Raw genomic sequence first — 14,860 nt, 5'->3', positions numbered from 1 at the left:
CCCCCCCCCCCCCCCCCCCCCCCCCCCCCCCCCCCCCCCCCCCCCCCCCCCCCCCCCCCCCCCCCCCCCCCCCCCCCCCCCCCCCCCCCCCCCCCCCCCCCCCCCCCCCCCCCCCCCCCCCCCCCTCAGCGGGGCGCGTCAGCCGTCGCTGCCGCCGCCACCTTCGCCGCCCTCGCCACCACCTCCGCCGCCACCCTCACCGTCGAGGGTGTCCGGGCCGATGGTCTCGGGGACGTCGACCGAGGGGACCTCGACCTCGGTGTCCGCAGCGTCGGAGCAGCCCGTCAGTCCCAGGCCGCCGGCCAGCACCAGACCGGCCAGCGTCTTCGTCGTCCTGCGCATGGTCGTTCCTCCGATCGGACCGACGGTCGGCCCACCCGGACGGCCTGCCCACCGCGGCGCCGGCTCATGCGTGTTCGCCGGCCGCCTGGTTGGCTGGCCTGACGTCCGGACCGCGGCGTCCGGTGGAGCGACGAGAGGCGGCGCAGCCGTGCCCACACCGTCCGTCCCCCACGACCGGCGAGCCGAGCCGTCGCGCGTGCTGCTCGACCGGCCGGGCCTCCACCTGCCGAGCGCCGGGCCGGATCCGCTGCCCTGGGACACCGCGCTGGCCGCGGTCCTGGGCTACGTCCGGGGACGCCGGCCGCTGCGGTACCGCTCCCCGATCGAGCGCGAGGGCCGGTGGGTGCAGGTGGCTGCCTTCGGCCACGACCGGTTCGACGCCCGGCCGGTGCCCGCCGGCCCGCTCGGCGACGACGACGTCCTGGTCGCCGAGGGGCTGCACGGGCGGCTGGACCCGGCCGGCTGGGCAGCGGTGCGGCGCGCGCTGGACGAGGCGCAGCCCACCGCTGAGGCGCTGGTGGCGCGGGCCGCCGGCCGGGCCTTCTGGGAGCTGCCGGACGACGAGCTGTCGGTGCTGGGCGAGCCGGGCACCGTCGGGGCGCACCTGCGGGCCCTGACCGAGCTGCCCGAGCCGCAGCCGCGGTACGTGCTGGCCGCGCTGCACCACCGCCACCCGCGGCTGGTGCCGCTGCTGTCCCGGGCCACCCGGCTGCAGACGGTGCCGCACCTGCGCGAGGGGGACAGCGGCGTCGCAGCGGTCGTGCACCGGGAGCTGCAGGCCGCGGCGGCGGCCTTCGCCGCGCTGGAGGACGCCGTCGGTCTGCTGGGCGTGCCGCTGACCCGGCTGCGGCTGCACGACCTGCTCGTCTGGCTGGCCGGCACGCTGCGGCTGACCACCGCGGTGGCCCTCGGCGAGGCGACCGAGGAGTGGCACCGGCACACCAGCGACCGGCGGACCGGCGGCCGGGCTGGGGTCAGCGGCTGACCGGCGTGGTCGGCTTCCGGCGGGCCCGCAGCCGCGATCCGATCAGCTCCACGGTGGGCGCCGGGTCGCGGGGGTCCCAGACGCTGGTGGTGGCGCCCGGCAGCCAGCGCAGCGTCGAGCCGACGTCGGCCAGCAGCCCGCCGCGCCGTTCCGCCACGGCCCGGCGCAGGTCACCGGCCGTCCACAGGAACCGCACCCCGGGCCGGGCGTCGTCCAGCGGCGTCCCCGGCTCCCCCAGCAGCTGCCTGCCCCACGCGTCGGGCAGGTTGGCGCCGGCCGCGTTGGCCAGCGCCATCGAGCCGAAGAAGCGGCCGTTGAGGTCGATCAGGTGGGGCACGTCGTCGGCGTCCCGCAGGAACTGCAGCTCGACCAGGCCGCTCCACCCCAGCTCCGCCAGCAGCACGGTGACCCGGTCGGCCAGGTCGTCCTCGACCGGCAGCGTCTCCGCCCGGCAGGACACCCCGGTGGGTGTGGGCCACAGCCGCGGGGACCGCTGCTGCACCCTCCCCTCCAGCCGACCGTCGCGGAACAGCCCGATGAGGGCCGTCAGGTGCCCGTCGACCGGCTGCTGGAGCACCGGCTCCAGCCCGGCCCGGTAGAGCAGGTCGATCCGGGCCGCCGCAGCCGCCACGTCGGCGAAGCGGCGGGCCTCGATCCGGTGCTCGTGCCGGTGCTCGGGCCGCCAGTGCGCCCGGCTCTTCACCACGACCGGTCCGCGCCACGCCGCCACCGCTGCCTCGGTGGCGGGCTCGGTGCGCGGGGCGGCCAACCCGGCGGCGTGCGCCCGCCGGGTCAGCGACACCTTGTCCAGCGCCTCGGCGACCACGTCGGCGTCCGGGTGCGCGACCACGGTGGGCACCTGCGCCCGGTGCACCGAGAGCGCCGCCATCCAGTCGTCGCCGCCGCCGAAGACCACGTCGTAGCGGCCCTCGGCCACCGCGCGCTGGACGCCGTCGAGGAAGCCGCGGCAGTCGCCCCGCGGCCGGGGCACCACGTGCGCCCGGGCGCAGGCCCGGGAGGTGGTGACCATCCCCGTGCCGTCCGGCGTCCCGACGCCGACGGTCCAGCCCGCCCGGTGCAGCGCACGCACGGCGGCCAGCGAGCCACGTGCCCGGCCGGCGGTGAGCACGAGGGCTCGTCGGGACGCAGGCATCGGTGGCACGCTAGCAATCGGTTGCCGGCGACGGGGCCGACGCGGTCAGCGCGGGCGGCGCCGCAGCCCGGGGAGCGTGCGCAGCTCGGCGAGCTCCGGGGCACGGATCCCCACCAGCACGGCGAGGTGGACGCCGACGACCACGCTCCCGGCGACGGCCAGTCGGAGCAGCGCGTCCAGGGCACCGTCATCCCCCGGCCCGAGCCCGGCCAGCGCCCCCGCCGCCAGGAGGCCGCCGAGCAGCGAACTCGTACCCAGCCGGGCCCCCGAGCGGGCCAGCGGGCGCAGCGAGACCCCGGCGTGCCGACGGGCGAGCAGACCGATCGACAGCCCGGCGGCCAGCAGCAGCGACAGGCTGGTGGCCAGCGCGATGCCGGCGATGCCGTAGGCAACGCCGAGGGTCAGGTCGCCGACCACGTTCACCGCCATCGCCACCAGCGCCACCACGGTGGGGCTGCGCCGGTCCCCCACGGCGAGGCAGGCCCGGGAGGAGATCGACCGCAACGCGAGGCCCAGGGTGGCAGCGGCGTACCAGACCGCCGCGGTGGTGGTGGCGGCGACGGCGGCCGCGTCGAAGTCACCCCGCCCGAACACCAGCTGGACCAGCGGGCGGGCCGCGACGACCAGCACGGCGGTCACCGGCAGGAGCACCAGCAGCATGGCCCGCAGCGCCCGGTCGACCAGACCGCGCAGCTCGGCCCGGCGCTCGATGCCGCCCGCCGCGCTGAACGCCGGGTAGAGGGCGGCGACGACGGTGGCCACCAGCAGCGACTCGACCAGGCTGACCACCCGGAACCCCAGGTTGAGCGCGGTGATCACCCCCTCCCCCTGGTTGGAGCCCACCGCCCGGTCGACCAGCGTGTTGACGTTCAGCACGGCGCTGCCCACCAGCAGCGGCGGGGTCAGCCGCAGCACCTCCCGTACGTCGGGGTCGCGCAGTGCCAGCCGCGGGCGCAGCCGGATCCCCGCGGCCCGGACGGCGGGCAGCTGGGTCAGCAGCCGCACCGCCGAGCCGACCACGAACCCGATGGCCAGCGCCTCGGCGCCCCAGCGGGGGCCCAGCCAGACCGCGGCGGCGATCATCACCAGGTTGAACGGCACGCCCTGCACGCCGGAGCCGAAGAACCGCCCGTGCGCCTGTGCGGCGGCGGCGAGGATGTCGGTGCCGGCGATGAACAGCGCGGCCACCAGCACGATGCGGGTGAGCTCGACGGCGAGCTCCGCGGTCTCCTCGTCGAACCCGGGCGCCAGCACCGCGACCACCTGCTCGGTGCCCAGCAGCACCAGCACCGAGGCCGCGACGAGCACCAGCACGGCGAGCGTGAGCACGGTCTGCACCGTCCGGCCGGCCCGCCCCCGCTCGCCCGCGGCCGCCGCCCGGCTCACCGGTGGCACGACCGCGCGGGCCAGTGCCCCGGCCATCAGCGCCAGCACCAGGTTCATCACGCCCTGGGAGACCAGGTAGGCGTCCAGCGCCGCCCCGGCGCCGAACACCGCGGCGATGACCGCGTCCCGGACGAAGCCGAGCACCTGGCTCACCGCCGTCAGGGAAACCAGCAGCGTGGCCGCCCGGGCGATCCCGCGGCCCGGGCCACGGGTGCGCCGTCCGCGCGGTTCCGGGCGGGTGGTCACGGCGGTCCATCATCCGGGTCGCCGGTCCGGTGGCTGGACAGGGCGTCTGCCCGCCGACCGGGTGTCGGGCTGGAGTCCCACGGTGACGGCTCGCCGTCCGGTGGTCCGGCGACGCCGTCCGAGGCGCCCGACCCGACCCGGAGCAGGGACAGTCGGAGCCTCGCGGCGACGCGGCCGAGGCGTCGCCGCCCGGCGCGGAGGCTCGCCATGTTCGCCCGAACCACCACCGTGCGGGGCGACCCCGCCGCCATCGACGCCGCCGTCGGCTACGTGCGCGACGAGGTGCTCCCCGCCGTCGAGCCGATGGCCGGCTGCACCGGCCTCTCCCTGCTGACCAACCACCGCAACGGCCGCTGTGTGCTGACCAGCGCCTGGCACGACGAGGAGGCCCTGCGGGCGAGCGCGGAGAGCACCCGGAGCTTCCGCGCCCGGTTCGGCGAGCTGCTCGACGCGGTGCCGATGGTCGCCACCTGGGAGATCGCGGTGATGCACCGGGTGCGGCCGGCCGGTGACGGCGCCTGCTGCCGGGTGGTGCGCGGCGCGCTGGGCCAACCGGGCGCGATGGACGACGTGCTCGGCACCGTGCGCACCGGCCTGCTGCCCCGCCTGGAGGAGCTGCCCGGCTTCTGCAGCGTGAGCTACCTGGTCGACCGGCTCTCCGGGCGCACCACCACCACGGTCACCTACGCCGACCGCGCGGCGATGGCGCGGGCGGTCGACCCCGGCGGTGCGCTGCGGGAGGAGTTCAGCCGGGCCAGCGGGACGACGGTCATGGAGGTCAGCGAGTACGCGCTGTCGGTGGCCCGCCTCCGGGTGCCCGAGACGGTCTAGCTGGTCGGCAGCCCCAGGTAGGTGACCGGGCCGGCGTCCGGCACCGCGATCTCGGCGAAGCCGAGCCGGTCGTAGAACGCCCGCGCCCGGGTGTTGGTGGCGACCATGCTCAGGTGCAGGGCGGGTGCTCCGGCGCGCGCGGCCGCTGCCCGGAAGGTGTCGACCAGCGCCCGGCCGTGCCCGCGCCCCTGGTGCTCGGGCAGCAGGTCGATGTGCAGGTGCGCCGGGAACGCGGCCAGCTCGGGCCGCAGCATCCGCTCCGGCCGGTAGAGCAGAGCCACCATCGCCTGCTCGGCGTCGCGGGGCGGGTCGGGCGGTCGCGGGTACCGCTCCGCCGTCCGGGGCAGCCACTCCGCCCGCCACCGCCGCACGAACCCGGCGGTGTCCGCGGTGCCGACCACGTAGCCGACCGCGCGCTCCCCGTCGTCGAGCACGAAGGCACGATCGGGTTTGAGGTCGACGTAGGGACCGGCGAACAGGTCGGGCATCAGGTCGTCGGTGGACCACCGCCCGCGGGCATCGCCGCCGGCGTCGGCGGTGCGCACGCAGACGTCGTAGACCGCGGTCCGGTCGGTGGCGCGGTAGGGCCGGATGCTCGGCGTCGGGGCCGTGCCCGCCAGCCTGGCAGGCCGGCGGCGGCCCACCACGGGAGGATCCCCCCATGAGCCCGGACCCGTTCGACCTGCAGCGGTTCGTCGACGCCCAGGACGGCGGGGGCACCTACCGGCAGGCGCTGGCCGAGCTGCGCGCCGGCAGCAAGCGCAGCCACTGGATGTGGTTCGTCCTCCCGCAGGTCGCCGGCCTGGGGCGCAGCCCGATGGCGCAGCGGTACGCGGTCAGCGGCGCCGAGGAGGCGCGCGCGTACCTGGCCCACCCGGTGCTCGGTCCGCGGCTGGTGGAGTGCGCGCAGGCGCTGCTCGACCTCGGCACCAGCGACCCGGTCGCCGTCCTCGGCGGGATCGACGCGCAGAAGCTGCGCTCGTCGATGACGCTGTTCGCCGCCGTCTCCGGCGAGCCCACGTTCGGCGCCGTCCTGGACCGCTTCTTCGCCGGCGACCGGGACGACGCCACGCTCGTCCGCCTCTGACCACCGCGCTCAGACGACGCGGAGGCGGAGGCGGCGGAAGCCGCGGCCCTTGTTCTCCACCTTCACCACCTCCACCCGGCCGACCATCGCCGTCGACGCCACGTGCGTGCCGCCGTCGGCCTGGGTGTCCAGCCCGACGATGTCGACGATGCGGACCTCCTCGATCTCCGGCGGGACCAGGTTGGTCGCGGTCCGGATGACGTCGGGGATCGCGAACGCCTCGGCGCGCGGCAGCGTGCGCACCTCGATCGGCCGGTCGGCGGCGAGCTCGGCGTTGACCGCCTCGGCGACCCTGTCCTTGAAGTCCGCGGGCACCTCGGGGAGGTCGAAGTCCATGCGCGCGGTCAGCGGCTCCATGGTGCCGCCGGTCACCAGCGCGCCGAAGTCGCGGAAGACGACGCCGCTGAGCACGTGCAGACCGGAGTGGGTGCGCATCAGCGCGGTGCGCCGCTCGTCGTCCAGCGCTCCGCGGACCGCCGTCCCCACCGGCGGCACGGGGTCGCCGTCGGCCGGCAGCAGGTACAGCTCGTCACCGGTGCGGGTGCCGGCGATGCGGGTGCGCACCCCGCCCCACAGCAGCACGCCGTGGTCCGGCGGCTGACCGCCCCCACCCGGGTAGAACGCCGAGCGGTCCAGCACGATCCCCTGCTCCGGATCGGCGGACAGCACGGTGGCGTCCCACTCCCGCACGGTGGCGTCGGCGAGGTCGAGCCGGTGGGTGTGCCCGGCGTGCGCGGTGGCCATGCCCGGCATCCTGCCGCCGCCGGCCCGGTGGCGGGGCGGTCCACCGGGCAGTCCACTCGCCGGCCGGCCGGTCCGCTCGGGGAAGATCGACGGCCGCTGGGCGGAACAGCGACCGGCAGGGCATGGTTGGTCGCCGCGACGGCCCGGGTGGGGCGCAGGGCTCCGTGCACGGCGGAGCACGACGGACAGCAGGGGAGAGACCGGAATTGTCGAGCTCACCGGCCGGGGTCGTGGACGACTCCGCGCAGGAACCCGACCGGCAGGACCCCGAGCGGGCGGCCGAGCAGCCGGCCGTCGACGACCTGTACCGCCGGCTGGACGCCGCCCGCGAGCTCGCGGTGATGCGCTTCCGCCAGGCGCTGGCGATGCCGGTGATCAACCCGCAGTCCCTCGGTGAGCGGGAGGCCGCGGCCCGGTTCCAGTCGGCCCGGATCACCGCGCTGGACGCCGCCGACCACGGGCTGGTGATCGGCCGGCTGGACCGCGAGGCGGCGCCGCAGCCGCTCTACATCGGCCGGGTCGGGCTGCCGGCCGACGACCCGGCGGGCGACCCGGCGCTGGTCGACTGGCGGGCCCCGGCGTCCCGGCCGTTCTACACCGCCACCGCGTTCCGCCCCGAGGGTGTCGTCCGGCGCCGGCACATCCGCACGCGCGGGCGCACCGTCACCGCGGTCAACGACGAGGTGCTCACCGTCGACCCCGAGCGCAGCGACGGCCCCGAGCTGACCGGCGAGGCCGCGCTGATGGCCGCGCTCACCGCCGAGCGCACCGGCCGGATGACCGACATCGTCGCCACCATCCAGGCCGAGCAGGACGCGATCATCCGCAGCGACGTCCGCGGCGTCCTCGTCGTCCAGGGCGGGCCGGGCACCGGCAAGACCGCGGTCGCCCTGCACCGGGCCGCGTACCTGCTCTACACCCACCGTGAGCGGCTGGCCCGCAGCGGCCTGCTCGTCGTCGGCCCGACGCCCACCTTCCTGCGCTACATCGCCGACGTGCTGCCGGCCCTCGGCGAGACCGGGGTGCTGCTCTCCGGCCTGGGCCAGCTGCGTCCCGGGCTGGACGCCCGCGGCACCGAGGCGCCCGAGGTGGCCGAGCTCAAGGGCCGGCTGGCGATGGTCGACGTCCTCAAGGCGGCCGTCCGGGACCGGGAGGTGGTGCCCCGCGGCGGTCGCGACCTGGTCGTCGACGGGGTCCGGATCGGGTTGCGCGGGCCGGACCTCACCAGCTGCCGCACCGTGGGCCGGCGCGCCTCGCGGATGCACAACCTGGCCCGCCCGGCGTTCGCCCGGGCCGTGGTCGACCTGGTCACCGACCGGTTCCTCGGCCGGATCGGCAACGACGTGCGCGGCGCGGAGAGCCTGCTGTCGCGCCGGGACGTCGACGACGTGCGTCAGGAGATGGCCGCCGACGCCGGGGTGCGCGCGCTCATCGACGAGATGTGGCCGGTCCTCTCCCCCGAGCAGCTGTTGCGCGACCTGCTGGCCGACCCCGCCCGCATCCGGCGGGTCACCCGGGGCTGGTCCGACGAGGACCGGGCGCTGCTGCACCGGCCCGCCGACGCGGAGTGGACCCCCGCCGACGTGCCGCTGCTGGAGGAGCTCGACGAGCTGCTCGGCCACGACGACAGCGCCGAGCGCGCCGCGGAGGCCCGGCGCCGGCGGCAGGCACGCGAGCACGCGCAGGAGACCCTCGACCTGCTCTACGGCTCGCGCTCCCACGACGCCGACGAGGACGAGGAGAGCGAGGAGCTCACCGCCGTCGACCTGCTGGACGCCGAGATGCTGGCCGACCGGGAGACCGAGGTCGACGTCCGCACTGCCGCGGAGCGGGCCGCCACCGACCGCAGCTGGACCTTCGGGCACGTCGTGGTCGACGAGGCGCAGGAGCTGTCCCCGATGGCCTGGCGGCTGCTGGCCCGCAAGTGCCCCACCCGGTCGATGACCGTCGTCGGCGACCTGGCGCAGACCGGCAGCCTGGCCGGCGCGACCGACTGGGCGCAGGCGCTCGGCCCGCACGCCGAGGGGCAGTGGCGGCTGGCCCAGCTGACCGTCAACTACCGGACGCCGACGGAGATCATGGACGTCGCCGCCGACGTGCTGGCCGCCGGCGACGCGGTGACCGCCGCGCCCCGCTCGGTGCGCAGCACCGGCGTCCCGCCGACCGCGCACCGGGTGACCGAGGGGACGCTCGCGACCCGGACGGCGGAGATCGCCGCCGAGCTGGCCGCGCAGGGCGGCACCGCGGCGGTCATCGTCCCGCCCAGCCGGCAGGCCGCCGTCGCCGCGGCGCTGCCCGGTGCCCAGACCGGGCCGGCCGCCGACTCCTCCCGCGGCACGGTGGTGCTGCTGCCCGTGGAGGCGAAGGGGCTGGAGTTCGACTCGGTCGTCGTCGTGGACCCGCAGGGCGTGCTGGACGAGGGCGTGCGCGGGCACAGCGACCTGTACGTCGCGCTGACCCGGGCCACCCAGCGGATGGCCGTCGTCCACCCGGGTGACCTGCCCGACGAGCTCTCCCGCCTCACCGACGCCTGAGAAAGGACCCTCTCCTCCCCACCCCTCGCACGCTCGGGGCGGGCCCCGGGGAGAGGGCCACAGGCGGGCCTCAGGTGAGGGTGAGCACCTCGGTGACCGGACGGCGGCCGCTGGGCACCGCCGCGCCGGAGGGGGCGCCCAGCCGCAGCAGCATCTGCGGGTGCCCGACCAGGTGGAGCCGGCGGGTCAGCCGGGCCCGGGCCCAGGACTGGTCCAGCGCCTGGGTCAGCGGTGAGGCGACCAGCCCGGCCTGGGTGAGCTCCAGCAGCAGCCGGCCCAGCGCCATCCCGGCGCGCACCCAGGCCGCGCGGTCATCGGCAGCGGTGCCCAGCAGCAGCACCGAGGGGTGCTCAACCGGCGGCGCCGGGTCGTCGTCGTCCGGCACCTCCGTGGCGGCCGACCGGGCGGTGCCGAAGTCGCGCACCGGCATGTTCGACGTCCGCTGCTCCCCGTCCGGGACGGCGGCGGCCGGCACGCCGTCCGGGGACGCCGGGTCGCTGCGGGTCCAGGCGCGCAGCTCCGCCAGGTAGGCCGGGTCGCGCTGCTCGGACTTCTCCGCCTCGCCCAGCAGCGTGGCGACCGCGGTCTCCTCCTCGCTGCGGCCGACCAGCTTCAGCCACACGCCGTCGCGCCCGAGGGTGCCCTCCAGCCGCTCGACCAGGCCGGTCGGGAGCGGCTGCTCCAGGAAGCGCGCGCGGTCGGTGTGCCGCTGCTCGATCGCCTCGGCAGCGCGCTGGTCGGCGGCGCCGGGTTCGTGGGCACCGGTCACCCGGACGACGGCGACCAGCTCGGGGTCGGCCGGGTCGGGCAGCACGTCGACCTCCGCGGCGGCGCCCAGGGCGGCCAGCGCGACGACGGCGAACTGCACCGCCACGCCCACGCTGAGCACCTGCTGGCGGCCGGTCGGGTCGATCGCCGGCAGCGCGCGCGACGGGTCGTGGCGCACCTCCAGCCGGTCGCCGTCCGCGCGGAACGACCAGGGCTGGGTGTTGTGGATCGACGGCGCCCGCACCGCCCGTTCGACCACCTGCGTCCACCGGTCCGCGTCCAGCATCGAAGCCCCCTCTCCCTGCGCCACCACCCCACCCTCTCCCGCCCCGGGGGCGGAGGTCACGGGCCGAAGGTCCCCGCTCCACCCCGCCAGGAGGGCGGGGGTCAGCGGTGACGGGTGAGGGCGAGCAGGGCGATGTCGTCGGCGCGGTGGGTGCCGGCCAGGTCGGTGAGCAGCCGGTCGCACAGCTCGTCGGGGTCGGCGGTCGCCGTCCGGGCGGCCGCCCCCCGCAGCCGGTCCAGCCCGGCGTCGATGTCGCTGCTGCGGCTCTCCACCAGCCCGTCGGTGAACAGCACCAGGGTGCCGCCGGGCGGGAGCACACCGCGCCACTCGACCGGTGTCGACGGCGGCGCACCGAGCATCCGGCTGGGCTGCACCGGCAGGAACTCCGCCCCGGCGTCGGTGACCAGCAGCGGCGGGGGGTGTCCGGCCGAGGCGACGTGCAGCGCACCCGTGGGCAGGTGCAGGGTGGCGAACAGGGCCGTCGCCATCCGCTGCAGCCCCAGCAGTGGCCAGCTGGCCTGCAACCGGTCGATGACCGCGCTCGGCGACGGGCTCTCCACCAGCAGCGCCCGGTAGACGCTGCGGAGCTGACCCATCGTGGCCGCGGCGGTGATGTCGTGGCCGACGACGTCGCCGACGGCGATCGCCAGGTGGTCCCCGGACAGCGGGGCGACGTCGTAGAAGTCCCCGCCGATCTCGACCCCGTGCGTGGCCGCCAGGTACCGGACGGCCACCTGCATCCCGGGCACCCGCGGGGGTGGTGGGGGCAGCAGGGTGGCCTGCAGGGTGTGCGAGGTGCGCGCCTCCAGTTCGTAACGCTGCGCCTTGGCCACCATCAGTGCCACCTGCAGCGCCAGCTGCTCGACCAGCTCCACGTCGGCGGCGGTCAGCGGACGGCGGCGGCGGTCCGCCGAAACGGTCAGCACGCCCAGCGCCCGGCCGTCGGCGACCAGCGGCACGCTGACCACCCCCGCCAGCTCCAGCGCCTGCACCGCCGCCAGCTCAGCGGGGTCGCGGACCACGCCGGCCAGCCACTCGTCGGTGACCAGCGGGAACCAGCGGGTGCGGCCCTCCGCCATCGCCGTCCGGGCCGGGTAGGGCAGCTCCCGGGCCGGAGGTGCCCAGGCGCGCAGCGCGTCGACCAGGTGCTGGCGGTCCGGGTCACCGTGCCGGGCGACCACCCGGGCGGCGCCGGTGTCGGTGACCAGGTCGAGCATGCAGACGTCGGCCAGCCGCGGCACCACCATCTCCGCCAGCCGCTCGACGGTCTCGCTGACCCCGGTGGCCCGGGCGAGCAGCCGGGCGGCGTCGAGCAGGAACGCCGAGCGCTCGGCCTGCCGCGTGGTCTCCTCGTGCAGCCGGGCCCGCTCCAGCGCCTGCCCGGCCTGCCGGCCCAGCGTCCACAGCAGGTCGACGTCGTCGTCGGACAGCTCACCGTCCGCCGGCTGGTCGAGGTCGAGCAGGTCGCCCGGGCCCGAGCCGGTCAGCCCCAGCAGCAGCACCCCCAGCCGCCGGGTGTCGGCGGCGACCGGGACGACGACGAGCGCGCGCAACCCCGCGCCGGCCATCGCAGCGGCCACCCGGGGGTGGCGGGCCGCCAGCCGCTCGTCGGGGAGGACCACCCGCAGGCCCTCGGCCAGCTCCAGGGCGATCCGCCCGTCCGCCGCCGTGGTGAGCTCCGTCAGCAACTCGACCGGGAGCCCGTCGCTGCGCGCTATCTCCACCCCGGGGTCGGCCGCGGTGCCCGGTCCGCCGTCCGGAGCCGGGGCGACCGCGCCGCCGGAGACCAGCGCCAGCGCTGCACCACGGGTGTGCAGCGCGGCCCGCGCCTGCTGGACCACCACCGTGGCGACGCCGCCGACCGTGGTCGCGCCGGCCAGCTCGACGACGACCTGCTGCAGCGTGCGGGACCGGGCCTCGGAGAGCTCGGCCGCGCGCTGGGCGGTCAGGATCCGGCGCTCGTACCGCCGCCGGGCCGTGGCCTCGAACAGCGTCGCGCGGACCATCAGCGCGTTGCCGTCCGCGTCGCGCACCTCGACGGCGTTCACCAGGCAGGGCAGCAGCGAGCCGTCCGCCCGGACCGCGTCCAGCGCGACCTCCCGGACCGCCCCCTGCATGCGCAGCAGCGGGGCCAGGTGGGTGTCGTGGAAGACCTGACCGCCGACGCTGAGCAGGTCGCGCAGCCGGGTGCGCAGCACCTCCTCGCGCGGTCGCCCGAGCCAGCTGCAGAGGGTGGCGTTGACCTTGACGATCCTGCCGTCGGGGAGCGTCGACAGGTAACCGCACGGCGCGTTCTCGTAGAGGTCGGCCGGGTCGTCCTCCAGCAGCTGGTCCAGCCGCGCCCGCTCGTCGTCCCGGTGCCGCCGGCCGGCTGCCTCGCGGCTGGCCGTCACAACCACGCCCGGATGGCGCCGGTCGTCTCCTCGGGAGCGCTCAGGTGCGGGCAGTGCCCGGTCGCGGACAGCTGGGTGAAGGCCGACCCGGCGACGTGCTCGTGCACGTAGCGGCCGGCCGGCTCGGGGGCGATCACGTCCTCGGCGCACTGCAGCACCAGGGTGGGCACGTCGACGCCCGGCAGGTCGGCGCGGTTGTCGGAGAGGAAGGAGACCCGGGCGAACTGGCGCGCCACGTCGGGATCGGTGCGGCAGAAGCTGTTGGTCAGCTCGGCGGCCAGTTCCGGGCGCTCGGGATTGGCCATGATCATCGGGGCCACCGCGGCGGACCAGCCCAGGTGGTTGGCGTCCAGGTTGTCCAGGAGCTCCTTGATCTGCTCCCGGGAGAAGCCGCCGACGTAGTCCCCGTCGTCGACGTACCGGGCGCTGGGCCCGACCATCACCATCGCGCCGAACAGCTCCGGGGCCCGCGCGTGGGCCAGCACCCCGATCATGGCGCTGACCGAGTGACCGACGAAGACGACGTCGGTCAGCTCCAGCTCGCGCAGCACCTCGACCACGTCGTCGGCGTAGCCGTGCAGCGAGCCGTGCCGGACCGGGTCGTGGGCGGAGAGGTCCGACTGCCCGAAGCCCACGAGGTCGAAGGTCACCACCCGGTGGTCGACCTCGAAGTCCGGGACGACGAACCGCCACATGTTCTGGTCGCAGCCGTACCCGTGGACGAAGACCATGGGCCGCCCCTCGGGACGGCCGCTCTCCCGGACGGCGTTCCGGTGACGAACGCTCATGACCAGAACCTACGCGCCCGGCGGGTCCCGGGACCACCGTGCGCGGCGGCGGTCAGCCGGGCCGGACGTCGGTGAGGACGACCCCGCTGGCCGGCCGGGCCGGGATGCGGCTCAGCGAGATCGAGAGGTCCTGCTCGGGCACCGTGTAGTCCAGCTGCGCCAGCCGCAGCACCAGCGCCGACAGCAGCGCCACGGTGATGTCCTCCCCCGGGCAGCGGTGGCCGGTGCGCGGGTCGCCGGCGCCCTGCGGGACCAGCTCCCACTGGCCGATCTCGCGCACCTCGTCGCCGTCCAGGAACCGCTCGGGTCGGAAGGCGAACGGCTCGGGGAACAGCTCGGCGTCGTGGTCCTGACCCCACAGGTCCAGCAGCACCATCGACCCGGCGGGCACCTGCTCGCCGTCGAACTCGACCTCCTGCGGGCTGCGCCCGCCGATGAACGGCGCGAACGGGTAGAACCGGCGCACCTCGTGGGCGAAGGCGACGGCGAAGGCCTTGTCGCCGGCGCGCAGCCGCTCGCGGTGCTGCGGCCAGGTGTGCAGGGCGTGGGCGGCGAAGCCGACGAACCAGCTGACCGCCACCGTGGGCCGGATGACGTTGAGGATCTCGACCGCGGCGACCCGCGGCTCCAGCAGCTCCCCGTCGGCGTCCCGGTGCCGGGCGACGACATCGACCACCGAACCCGACGGCACCGAGCGGGTGCCCTCGCGCACCTCCGCCACGATGCCGCCCAGCCACGCCTCGCGCCGCTGCCGGGCGCGGCGGGCCCGCCAGTGGCGCGGGGCGCCGGTGGCGAAGCCGTCGATCTCCAGGGTCAGGTCCCGGGTCAGCGCGGGCAGCTCGTCGTCGGTCACCGGGACGGCGGCCCAGTCGCAGACCCCGCGGGTGATGAGCAGGGCGGCCTCGTCCATCAGCACGACCTCCGGCTGCCCGGACCACCGCGCCACGGCGGCGTCCCAGGCGGCGGAGACCTGGCCGACCAGCGGCCAGATCCGCTCCGGCCCCATGAGCAGCTCGATGAACATGCCCTTGCGCACCCGGTGCGCCTCGCCGTCGAGGGTGTGCACGGCGCCGTGGCCGAACAACGTGCTCACCACCGGTTCGGGCAGCGCACCGCTGCGCCGCACGTTGTCCTCGTCGTAGAGGAACCGCGCGGCCTCCGGCCCCTTGACCCCCAACGTCCGGCGGAGCATCAGCCGGCTGTGCACCGTGTCCCCGCCGTTCGCACGGCGGCGGTCGGGCAGCCAGGCGTAGCCCTGGGCGAGCATCGGGATCGTCTGGTCCAGTCGCGGCCTCCGGGTCATGGTCCTCCCCTTGC

At 76.6% G+C, this 14,860-nt stretch carries 13 protein-coding genes; 4 read left to right on the top strand and 9 right to left on the bottom strand.

The genetic code is table 11. From position 1 onward, the window contains the following. Positions 1-138 precede the first annotated feature (138 nt). Positions 139-342, bottom strand: coding sequence for a hypothetical protein (locus ACI795_RS18370; RefSeq protein ID WP_457077028.1), 204 nt, complete (start codon positions 340-342; stop codon positions 139-141). Between the two features lie 196 nt (positions 343-538). Here ACI795_RS18370 and ACI795_RS18365 point away from each other — a divergent pair, with 196 nt between their 5' ends. Next, positions 539-1,327 (top strand): hypothetical protein, encoded by a 789-nt coding sequence (locus ACI795_RS18365; protein ID WP_457077027.1) that lies wholly within the window; start codon positions 539-541, stop codon positions 1,325-1,327. Here ACI795_RS18365 and ACI795_RS18360 read toward each other — a convergent pair. Continuing rightward, positions 1,317-2,480 (bottom strand): ATP-grasp domain-containing protein, encoded by a 1,164-nt coding sequence (locus ACI795_RS18360; protein ID WP_457077026.1) that lies wholly within the window; start codon positions 2,478-2,480, stop codon positions 1,317-1,319. The two genes, ACI795_RS18365 and ACI795_RS18360, sit on opposite strands and share 11 nt — an antisense overlap. 45 nt (positions 2,481-2,525) lie before the next feature. Continuing rightward, positions 2,526-4,112: a murein biosynthesis integral membrane protein MurJ gene (murJ, locus tag ACI795_RS18355; protein WP_457077025.1), complete on the bottom strand. Its 1,587-nt coding sequence runs from the start codon at positions 4,110-4,112 to the stop codon at positions 2,526-2,528. Positions 4,113-4,319: 207 nt separating this feature from the next. Between murJ and ACI795_RS18350 the strand changes: the two genes are divergently transcribed. Further along, the gene (locus ACI795_RS18350; RefSeq protein ID WP_457077024.1) at positions 4,320-4,943 is read left to right on the top strand and encodes a hypothetical protein; all 624 of its coding nucleotides are present in this window, start codon (positions 4,320-4,322) and stop codon (positions 4,941-4,943) included. Here ACI795_RS18350 and ACI795_RS18345 read toward each other — a convergent pair. After that, positions 4,940-5,587, bottom strand: a complete 648-nt coding sequence (locus ACI795_RS18345; protein ID WP_457077023.1) for a GNAT family N-acetyltransferase — start codon at positions 5,585-5,587, stop codon at positions 4,940-4,942. The genes ACI795_RS18350 and ACI795_RS18345 overlap by 4 nt on opposite strands. 17 nt (positions 5,588-5,604) lie before the next feature. Between ACI795_RS18345 and ACI795_RS18340 the strand changes: the two genes are divergently transcribed. Continuing rightward, positions 5,605-6,030, top strand: coding sequence for a DUF1810 domain-containing protein (locus tag ACI795_RS18340; RefSeq protein WP_457077021.1), 426 nt, complete (start codon positions 5,605-5,607; stop codon positions 6,028-6,030). A gap of 9 nt (positions 6,031-6,039) precedes the next feature. On the opposite strand, the gene ACI795_RS18335 is transcribed toward ACI795_RS18340, so the two are convergent. Next, positions 6,040-6,774, bottom strand: a complete 735-nt coding sequence (locus ACI795_RS18335) for an alanyl-tRNA editing protein (RefSeq protein ID WP_457077020.1) — start codon at positions 6,772-6,774, stop codon at positions 6,040-6,042. 230 nt (positions 6,775-7,004) lie between these two features. On the opposite strand from ACI795_RS18335, the gene ACI795_RS18330 reads away from it, so the two are divergent. Continuing rightward, positions 7,005-9,308, top strand: a complete 2,304-nt coding sequence (locus tag ACI795_RS18330; RefSeq protein ID WP_457077019.1) for a HelD family protein — start codon at positions 7,005-7,007, stop codon at positions 9,306-9,308. A gap of 70 nt (positions 9,309-9,378) precedes the next feature. On the opposite strand, the gene ACI795_RS18325 is transcribed toward ACI795_RS18330, so the two are convergent. From ACI795_RS18325 to ACI795_RS18310, 4 genes are all read right to left on the bottom strand, one after another. Further along, positions 9,379-10,362 carry an Acg family FMN-binding oxidoreductase gene (locus ACI795_RS18325; RefSeq protein ID WP_457077018.1) on the bottom strand — a complete coding sequence of 328 codons (984 nt, stop codon included), beginning with the start codon at positions 10,360-10,362 and terminating at the stop codon, positions 9,379-9,381. A 101-nt stretch (positions 10,363-10,463) separates the two neighbouring features. Next, on the bottom strand, positions 10,464-12,761 hold the full coding sequence (locus tag ACI795_RS18320; protein ID WP_457077017.1) for a SpoIIE family protein phosphatase: 2,298 nt from the start codon (positions 12,759-12,761) through the stop codon (positions 10,464-10,466). Continuing rightward, on the bottom strand, positions 12,752-13,543 hold the full coding sequence (locus ACI795_RS18315) for an alpha/beta fold hydrolase (protein WP_457077016.1): 792 nt from the start codon (positions 13,541-13,543) through the stop codon (positions 12,752-12,754). Before ACI795_RS18315 ends, ACI795_RS18320 begins: the two co-directional genes overlap by 10 nt. A 52-nt stretch (positions 13,544-13,595) precedes the next feature. Next, positions 13,596-14,846 carry a cytochrome P450 gene (locus tag ACI795_RS18310; RefSeq protein WP_457077015.1) on the bottom strand — a complete coding sequence of 417 codons (1,251 nt, stop codon included), beginning with the start codon at positions 14,844-14,846 and terminating at the stop codon, positions 13,596-13,598. Positions 14,847-14,860: the final 14 nt, after the last annotated feature.

It is taken from the genome of Modestobacter sp. SYSU DS0290 (assembly GCF_054050955.1).
Note: the sequence above shows the minus strand (reverse complement) of the source record. Positions and strands in the feature narration are given on the sequence as shown.